Annotated in this window: 5 protein-coding genes; 2 read left to right on the top strand and 3 right to left on the bottom strand. The window is 46.2% G+C overall.

Going from position 1 to position 4,851, the window contains the following annotated elements:
- Positions 1-523: 523 nt before the first annotated feature.
- Complete coding sequence (locus B5G16_RS12975; RefSeq protein ID WP_262481329.1) at positions 524-736, bottom strand: transposase; 213 nt, start codon at positions 734-736, stop codon at positions 524-526.
- A gap of 74 nt (positions 737-810) precedes the next feature.
- On the bottom strand, positions 811-1,239 hold the full coding sequence (locus tag B5G16_RS12970) for an IS5 family transposase (protein ID WP_262481328.1): 429 nt from the start codon (positions 1,237-1,239) through the stop codon (positions 811-813).
- Positions 1,240-1,442: 203 nt separating this feature from the next.
- Here B5G16_RS12970 and B5G16_RS12305 point away from each other — a divergent pair, with 203 nt between their 5' ends.
- Positions 1,443-3,299: an IdeS/Mac family cysteine endopeptidase gene (locus B5G16_RS12305; RefSeq protein ID WP_087264334.1), complete on the top strand. Its 1,857-nt coding sequence runs from the start codon at positions 1,443-1,445 to the stop codon at positions 3,297-3,299.
- Between the two features lie 12 nt (positions 3,300-3,311).
- Entirely contained in the window at positions 3,312-4,205 is an 894-nt protein-coding gene (locus B5G16_RS12300; protein WP_087264332.1) for a fimbrillin family protein, read from the top strand.
- Positions 4,206-4,236: 31 nt separating this feature from the next.
- Here B5G16_RS12300 and B5G16_RS12295 read toward each other — a convergent pair whose 3' ends face one another.
- On the bottom strand, positions 4,237-4,602 hold the full coding sequence (locus tag B5G16_RS12295) for a helix-turn-helix domain-containing protein (protein ID WP_239406117.1): 366 nt from the start codon (positions 4,600-4,602) through the stop codon (positions 4,237-4,239).
- Positions 4,603-4,851 lie beyond the last annotated feature (249 nt).

The following is a 4,851-nucleotide window of genomic DNA, read 5'->3' as shown; positions in this document are numbered from 1 at the left end:
CTTGCGTGACCTGTTCGACAAGACTAATTTCAATGATGTCAAAGATCTATATAATCCCATTATTCCGGGGCTATTTGATTAATTGTTTAACTCGTCCCATTTTAACGGGACGCTAATGACTTAATTTAACTAATCAAAATTTGTTATTAACTTTTTTCATCCTATCTATAATGATTTATGGCTGCATAATCAAAGTCACACTTGACTGTATATTATCACTCCAAATGTTGCTTTTATCTTTATTTGCAGAAATAACTCCTGTCTACACAAAATATACGTCTTCATCCATTAAATTGGAGTTGCTCTATTCTATCCTTTTCAGATTTAACCAATTCATAGAGCTTGACTAAGTGTATGATAGACATATCAATTAAGGGCTCATACATAAATGTATTGATATGTATATTTTCTGGTGTCATCAAACTTATTTTATCTAAAAGACGAGTTATTTTATATTCATCGCTAGGAAATTGTTCTTTGTATTCTGCTATCAATTTACAAGTTTGGTTTGATGAGAAACTGTTTAAATTTTATTCAAAAATAATTTTATGGCAGCGATATGCATCATGGCTTCGTGCGTATCGGCCCTGTATTCATAGTCAATGGTCAGTCTCCTGAAGTTCTCGAGCCATGAGAAAGTGCGCTCGACAATCCATCTTTTTGGCATGGGGACAAATCTGTCCGTCCGTTTGTCAGACCTGAGTACGACATCCAGGTCGCAATGCAGCAGTCTCATGACCGTGTTCCTGACAGTCTCGCCCCTGTAACCTCCGTCCGCCAGAATCCGTTTCAGCCCAGGGAATTTGTATCTCATGGATTCGAACCCTCTTCCGCCCCTACGCTGTCATGGACGTTAGCCGGATGGACTCTCACTGACATGGGCAGCCCCAGAGTGTCAACCACTATGTGCTCCTTCCTGCCCTTTATCTTTTTGTTTCCGTCTATTCCCCTTTGACCATCAATATGATGGGAGGTCCTGACACTCCTTGAGTCGATGATCCCAAGGCTGGGACTCTCCGCCCTGCCCGAAAGACGGCGGACAATGCCGCGGAGGGTGTCGAAGATCTCTTCAAGCAGGCCCTCGTTCTTCCACTTGCTGAAATAGTAATACACTGTCTGCCACGGAGCGAAATCCGAGGGGAGCATTCTCCACTGCACGCCGGTCTTCACGATGTACAGGATGCCGTCAAAAACAGAGCGCAGTGAATATTTTCTGAATCTTTCTTTGGGGTCTAACATATTTTTTATAACCTGCCACTGTTTATCAGTCAGGTTGGTTGGGTACTTATGCATAACTTTAATGTCTTGATAATCATAAAGTTACGAAAAATATTCCAATTAACCTACTGATTTACAACTAATTATAAATAAATTTAAACAGATTCTAATGTCAATGTGTTGTTTTTTTACTACTTTTGCGGTGAAATTCAACTATCCATAAAATGGACAAAGAATTGATTACAAGTAAGCACCTGTTCCGGTTATTGGCAGCAGTTCCGGTGTTATTGTCCGGATGCGCGGAATTTGAGGACTATTCATCCTCGAAGAATGACAGTGAGTATGTAGAGATGGTCTTCACGCAAGACAATGAGGGTACGAAAGCTGAGATTGGAGAAGACGGCAGCGGATCTTTCACAGAAGGAGACAAAGTCGGACTTTATATCTATGGAGAGCAGACAAGACAGGTCATACTGACCATGGAGGACGGGCAATGGACTCCGAAACTGCAGAAAAGTGAGCTTGGCTCGGGTACTGTGCGCCTTTCAGCATACTATCCGGCCAGAGAGGATGTCTCGCCTGAGACAAACCTGCACACGCATCGTGTGGACACCGACCAGACCGGTAACGGGTATGAGGACTCTGACTTGTTGTGGAGCCACCTTGACATAGAGCAGGAAGATATTACCGGGGATGTGATAGAGATGCCCTTTATGCACGGTATGCACCGTCTGTCAATCAATATCTCAAGTGACGAAGGCTCTCTTCCTGATGATCTGACTGTCACTGTGAGGAATATTACGGAAGGCTCATTCGACCTCTCGACAGGAGGTATTGACACTCCTTCCGGTACAATGGAGGACATAACGCCCCGCATATTGTCCGAGGGAAAGTATTCGGCGATTCTTTTCCCCGGGGATCTTGGGGAATATGCCGAAGGATGGGTGGAGATTTCCGCAGGTGGAAAGACATCCGTCTACAAGGCACCGGCTACGATCGGAGAAAGCAGTGTGTTGGAGAGCGGGAAGGAGACCGTACTCAACCTGCGTCTCAAATCCGACGGAGATATCGGAACCGACCCTGACCCGGATCCTGATCCTGACCCGGATATAGACTACGGCGGCAAGACGTGCTGGGTTTACGGGGTCAAGACCGCCAGCCTGCCCGATTATCCAAAAGACAACGAGTCCGTCCCTGAGTACAGTTTCTTGGTGCCTGAAAACTTCCCCAACGGTATATGGTACAAAGTATCCGGCATTGCGTATCTGAACTGGCAGAGCGACTTTTTATGGTATGACTGCGATAAGGACGATCCGGACGATAGTGGATCCCATCCTGGATACCATGACAGCAATATGTGCTGGGCGGCGGGTGCGTCAAATCTGCTGCATTGGTGGACACGGCTCAATGAACCGTATATCGAGGCGTATGATGCAAGGTACAGTTCAAATCCATGGCCGGCATATCCGCGTCCCTCTTTCGGGTTTTCCGATACTGAAGGCAGTGAAATTTTCGACTTTTTCAGAGACATATCCAGAAACAGAGGGGGTTCGGATGCCGTCGGAATTAACTGGTTTATCTGCGGGACTCCGGGAATATCATCTCCTGATCCTGATATTGATGACAATTATGGAGGATATTTCACGGAAATATTCGACAACATAGATGTTGCGTTCAGACCTGAAGACGCCATGAATAAAGAGAGTTTCAACAGGATTATCAAAGGCGCTCTGGAAAATAAGCAGGGGCTGGGTTTCGAACAGTCTAACCTGAACCAAGGGGTTACGCACGTTATGACAATCTGGGGTGTGGAATTTGATGATGAGGGTTATGTATCCGCCATATATTATGTAGACAATAATGACCATTATAACTTTGAGGTTAATGGAGGTTCCAATAATTACCAGCGCCACCGCCTGATACGCCAGGAGATTAGATACCGGGAAGATGGACCTTGGAAAGTGCTGATGGGAGATTCCAGCATATATCCCATATCCTGTATAACGGTTGTGGATTTGAAACGGGATATCTGGCAGAAAGAATTTCCCGAAGTTGAGATTAATGAAAGTTTTATTCAATAAGTTGAAATAACGATGAACAATACGACGAAATATTACAGTTTAATTATAGCAGTGGTTGTCCTGTTTGCAATGATGACTGTTTCCTGCGAGAAATCCCCTGTGGACAAAGGCACAGATGAGACTGACAGGATGATAGATATCCGGACATCCATCGAGGCCCTGACCAAATCACCCGCACTTGACGGGAACGGAGAGGGAAATTTCTCCAACGGGGATATCTTTACGCTTGTGGTTTCAGGAAGCGGTTTCCCGAATATAGACACAAGCTACACTGTCGGGACGACTGATCTCTCATGGGCGGATCTCAATCTGCCGGAAGATGCCGGGAACGTATATTTCTCAGGCTGCTATCCTGTCCAGGGGAAGGCAGTGGACGGAATATTGACATTTGTCGTCTCCCCAGCGGAAAAAACCGACCTGTTGCTGGCCGAGGCGGTGCAAGTCGGGAAAAACTCAGAAGATGCAGTGAGTCTGGTATTCAAGCATGCTCTGCACAAACTTGTGGTAAAGTATGTGTCCGATGATTTGACGGATGAGCAGCTGTCTGAGATATCCACATCGGTCAAGGCTCTTTCCTCATGCGGCATAGATCTGGCAAAAGGGGCAATACAGAACGGTACGGCCTCCGGACTGTCAGAGGTGGGAACCATGCAGGGCAGTCAGGTATCATGTTTTATAGTTCCTCAGGAAAAAGACAATGTGACGCTTGAAGTAAGTCTCGGTGACATGGTGCGTACACTAAGTGTTCCCGACAATGATCAGGACGGCAGGCCCGTCAGCATGCTTGATGGAGGAAGATGCCTGACAGTTCAAATAAATGTATCCTCCGATAAGATTGAACTAGACGGAGTGCAGATAGAAGGATGGGGGCAGCAGGGCAGTGTTGACGGAGACATCGAGTTATAGTTTGCATTTCGCCTATTTTAACGTACTCGGTTTAATGACTCCCTGTAGACATTGTGTGGGAAATGCCGAAATGTCTGGATACATACCGGCTGAAATAGGAAAATGACGAGAAGTTCATCCCGGCGGCTATCTCCGACAGAGGCAGTTCCTTTTGGCACAGGAGGTTCGCAATCTCATGCAGGGTGAAGCGGTCTATCCAGTAAGTGACCGGTATGCCGCAGGCTTTCCTGCAAATCTCGGAGAGGTAGTGGAGAGTGACACAGAGGCGGGAGGGGAGGTATAGTAGGGGACATCCCGGTGCAGGATGTACTCCCTGTTGTAAAACATTCCGATAAACCGTTGCAGCAGCCTGGCCGCGTGCGTGGATGTCGTACAGATCCAGGATGTGTGCAGTCATAAGGCAACCCAGCGTTTCCTCTCGGAACAGGTGCAGCCTTCAGTCCGTCAGCCTTTCCCGGAGCCGTTCCATCGACATCACGAACTGTTTGGACAGTCCCATCGTGACGGCGTTGTAGTCATCAGATTCGGAGATACTGTTCCCAAAAGTGTGTCTGGAGAAGGATAAATAAAAAAGTCTACAGATTTTTTAGATTTGTATAGGGAATCAACAAAAAACTAAAAAAGAGTAGACTTATGGTGTTGACAA

The organism is Alistipes sp. An66 (assembly GCF_002161445.1).
GTDB lineage: Bacteria > Bacteroidota > Bacteroidia > Bacteroidales > Rikenellaceae > Alistipes > Alistipes cottocaccae.
This window is presented reverse-complemented; position numbering and strand designations above follow the sequence as displayed.

Bases quoted from the DNA above. Each gene is read 5' to 3' on its own strand.
- B5G16_RS12975 (WP_262481329.1), bottom strand. From the start codon at position 736: ATGAGACTGCTGCATTGCGACCTGGATGTCGTACTCAGGTCTGACAAA.
- B5G16_RS12970 (WP_262481328.1), bottom strand. From the start codon at position 1,239: ATGTTAGACCCCAAAGAAAGATTCAGAAAATATTCACTGCGCTCTGTT.
- B5G16_RS12305 (WP_087264334.1), top strand. From the start codon at position 1,443: ATGGACAAAGAATTGATTACAAGTAAGCACCTGTTCCGGTTATTGGCA.
- B5G16_RS12300 (WP_087264332.1), top strand. From the start codon at position 3,312: ATGAACAATACGACGAAATATTACAGTTTAATTATAGCAGTGGTTGTC.
- B5G16_RS12295 (WP_239406117.1), bottom strand. From the start codon at position 4,602: ATGACTGCACACATCCTGGATCTGTACGACATCCACGCACGCGGCCAG.